The sequence below is a fragment of the Ruminococcus sp. genome, from assembly GCF_016283395.1.
This window is the reverse complement of record NZ_JAEEMU010000016.1, coordinates 1-2,829: the sequence shown is the minus strand read 5'-3', so window position 1 is coordinate 2,829 and position 2,829 is coordinate 1. Positions and strand designations below refer to the sequence as shown.

The window sequence follows — 2,829 nt, the reverse complement described above, 5'->3', positions numbered from 1 at the left end:
CTTGAAGAAAAGATCATGTCTGCTCTTGAAGGAAAGTAATGAAAAGCTCTATCCATATTTAACGGCAGTGTTATGAAAGGAGATCGTTCATGGGTAATTGTTTGGATTCCGTATTCGGCGGATATGATAAAAAAGATGTCCTTGCAAAAACAGATGCATACAACAGCCTGATCTTAGCTATAGATGAAGCTAACCTTTCAGACGCTGCAATAAATGCGGAGCTTCTGAAAATAAGACATATGCCGATGAGAAAGGCAAAATGGCTTTTTCTGCCTTTATCGGGATTTTCCATACCACAGACCGATAACTATATTGCCGAGCTTGAAGAAATGATACAGAAGAAAATAATGCTATGAACTATAAAAAGGTGGAGAAGTTGATTTGAAAATAACCTTCGACGCTGTACCTATATGCAGCGATAAAATAACGGGCATAGGCTGGTGTGAAGTGGGACAGACCCAGACTCTCGCACAGCTCCACCCCGAAAACGAATACGAATACAGCGTCTTCACAAGCGGTGAAAAGGAGCGCGAAAAGCGCGTAAGACAGTTCGCAGGAGAGCGCATAAAGCTCAATATCACAAGCTTTTCAGGCTATCTCTATCGCCTTCTGACTACTTTCCTGCCCATACCCTATTCATTCTTTTTCGGCAGAAAGTCCGATATCACCCACTTTTTCAATTACATCATACCGCCTTTCGTACACGGCAAAAAAGTGGTAACGGTACACGATATGGTCTATAAGGCTTTCCCCGAAACAGTCCGCGGACGCACTCGCTTTATGCTTGTATCGGGACTTAAACGCTCATTGAGACGCGCCGACCTTATCGTTACAGACTCGGAATTTTCAAAGTCTGAGATAATCAAGTATTTTCCTCAGCACGAACATAAAATAAGGGTAGTCCCCTGCGGTGTAGATCTTGAAAGATTTCACCCATGCGAGACTCCCGAGCGCATACCCGAGGTGAAGAAGTCTCTTGAAATAGAGGGCGATTACTTCCTGTATCTTGGTACTATCGAGCCAAGAAAGAACCTTGAAAGGCTCATTACCGCATATGCTGCATTTGCAAAAAAGGTTGGCGGAAATGCTCCGAAACTTGTGCTTGCAGGCGGCAAGGGCTGGCTCAACGACGGTATCTACAGCCGCGTTGAAAAGCTTGGTATGACGAAAAATATCATCTTCACAAAATATGTCCCCTCAGAGGATATGAATCCCCTGATGTGCGGCGCACTTGCATTCGTTTTCCCGTCTATTTACGAGGGATTCGGTATGCCTCCCCTTGAAGCTATGGCTTGCGGAGTACCCGTGCTCACTTCGGGAGAAGCTTCTCTCCCCGAGGTCACAGGCGACTGCGCTGTGATATGTGACGCATATTCGGCAAAAAGTATAGCACAGGGGCTTTACAGATTATACAGCGACGAAAAGCTCAGAAAAGAGCTCAGCATAAAAGGTCTCGAAAGAGCAAAAGGCTTCACATGGGAGCGTTCGGCAGAAATGCTTCTGGAAGTATACAGGGAGCTTGTAAAATGAGTAAAAAACTGCGTATCCTTGAAGTAAACAAGGCTTATTTCCCACATATCGGCGGCATCGAGACCCTTATCAGGCAGTATTCCGAAGAGCTGGTCAAGCTGGACGGCGTAAGCTTAAAGGCTCTTGTATGCCGTGACGGCAAAGGCAAGGCTATCAGGGAGAAAATGAACGGTGTGGAGCTGCTGAGAACAGGAAGTCTCGGTACTTATTTCTCATGTCCGCTGTCATTTTCGTTTATAAGTCATTTCAGAAAAATGGCTGCAAAAGCCGATGTTGTGCATATACACGTGCCTTTCCCACTTGCCGATGCGGCACTGCTGCTGTCGGGCTATAAGGGAAAAGTCGTGGTATCTTGGCACAGCGACATAGTAAAACAGAAAAAGCTCATGCTTTTCTACAAGCCTTTCATGCGCTATCTGCTTAAAAGAGCGGATATCATACTTACAGCTACGGAGGGTCATGTAAAGCATTCGCTCTACCTTAACGAATACAGACATAAATGCAGGGTACTGCCCTACGGTATAACCCCAGAGGACTACCTCTCTGTACCGCGCCGCAGTATTCTCACGGAAAAAGCCACTGACAAAAGCTGCGTAAAGGTGTTCTTTACGGGCAGACTGGTCTATTATAAGGGCGTAGATGTACTTCTGAAAGCTTTCACTGATGTCAGAGGCTGTGAGCTTTTCATTGCAGGTACAGGCGAGCTCGGCGACCAGCTCAGAAACTACGTAAGCTCACACGATATGGAGTCGAAGGTGCATTTTCTGGGCTTTTTGCCAGATGAAGAACTTAGACAGGCTTACGCTGACTGTGATATATTCGTGCTGCCGTCTGTTGCTCCAAGCGAGGCTTTCGGCATAGTACAGCTCGAAGCTATGGTCTACGGCAAGCCCGTTATAAATACGGCTCTGAAATCGGGAGTACCTTATGTAAGTATAAACGGACAGACGGGAATTACCGTTCCGCCGTCATCGCCAAAGGCTCTTGCAGCGGCAATAAATAAACTTGCCGAGGATAAGGAGCTCCGCGAAAAGTACGGCAGAGCTGCCGCAGAGCGCGTAAAGAGCGAATTCAACGAAAAAGTCATACTCGGGAAATTATACGAAATACTAAAATAAGAAATATAAGGAGGCGGACTGATGAAAGCACTTATAATAGGTGCGGCAGGCTTTGTGGGAGGCTATCTCATAAGAGAGCTTAAAGCCGCAGGCTGGGAAGTACACGCAACTTGTCTGCCAAATGAAGAAATAAAGGAAGAATGTCCCGTCCATACCCTGGATATTCTGAAAAAAGAGGATA

General features: G+C 46.0%; 4 protein-coding genes. All 4 read left to right on the top strand.

Features of this window, described 5'->3' with window-relative positions; genetic code table 11:
- Positions 1-89: 89 nt before the first annotated feature.
- Positions 90-356, top strand: coding sequence for a hypothetical protein (locus QZZ41_RS00355; RefSeq protein WP_295066613.1), 267 nt, complete (start codon positions 90-92; stop codon positions 354-356).
- A gap of 25 nt (positions 357-381) precedes the next feature.
- The gene (locus tag QZZ41_RS00350; RefSeq protein WP_295066611.1) at positions 382-1,530 is read left to right on the top strand and encodes a glycosyltransferase family 1 protein; all 1,149 of its coding nucleotides are present in this window, start codon (positions 382-384) and stop codon (positions 1,528-1,530) included.
- On the top strand, positions 1,527-2,648 hold the full coding sequence (locus QZZ41_RS00345) for a glycosyltransferase (protein WP_295066609.1): 1,122 nt from the start codon (positions 1,527-1,529) through the stop codon (positions 2,646-2,648). Before QZZ41_RS00350 ends, QZZ41_RS00345 begins: the two co-directional genes overlap by 4 nt.
- A 21-nt stretch (positions 2,649-2,669) precedes the next feature.
- Positions 2,670-2,829: NAD-dependent epimerase/dehydratase family protein (locus QZZ41_RS00340; RefSeq protein ID WP_295066615.1), on the top strand; the 160-nt coding region annotated here is incomplete at its 3' end.